The following is a 460-nucleotide window of genomic DNA, read 5'->3' as shown; positions in this document are numbered from 1 at the left end:
TCTCCTGGAAATGAAAAAAGGCCAGCCACGCAGAGCGAACTGCATGGACTGGCCAAGGGGAGGGAAGAGTTGGAAAAGCTGGGGTTCAGCCGAGCCGGAAGCGCCGTGCGCCCGGTTTCAGCAACGGGTACTTGGCCTGCAGGTAGGGCTTGTCCTTAAGCAGTTGAGCTACATCGAGACCGATGCTGTCCTTGGCCTTGCGCCAGCTGACATAGCCGCTGGAGAACTCCGCCCGACTGGCATCGCCCATGGCCTGCTGCAGCACCTGCTTGAGCTCGGCCTCGCGCTTTTCCTTGTCGGCAATCGACTGACGCACGGCTTTCAGCTCGATGTAAGCCGCTGAAAGACCAGCATGCTGGCTGAAGTCGACGACCTGGCCGTTGTCCTCCGGGTAGAGGTAGCGCAGCGCAGACTCAGCTGAAGCCGTGCCATCGGCCGGCGGTGGGGTGTCGGTTTCCAC

The 460-nt window shown here is 61.5% G+C and carries 1 pseudogene; it reads right to left on the bottom strand.

From position 1 onward, the window contains the following. Window positions 1–85 precede the first annotated feature (85 nt). Window positions 86–460 (bottom strand): annotated as a pseudogene (locus P7A97_RS20520) (alkaline phosphatase); the annotation flags it as partial.

The organism is Pseudomonas sp. GOM6, assembly GCF_029537485.1.
Classification (GTDB): domain Bacteria; phylum Pseudomonadota; class Gammaproteobacteria; order Pseudomonadales; family Pseudomonadaceae; genus Aquipseudomonas.
The sequence above is the reverse complement of the archived record's forward strand: the minus strand, read 5'-3'. Positions and strand labels throughout refer to the sequence as shown.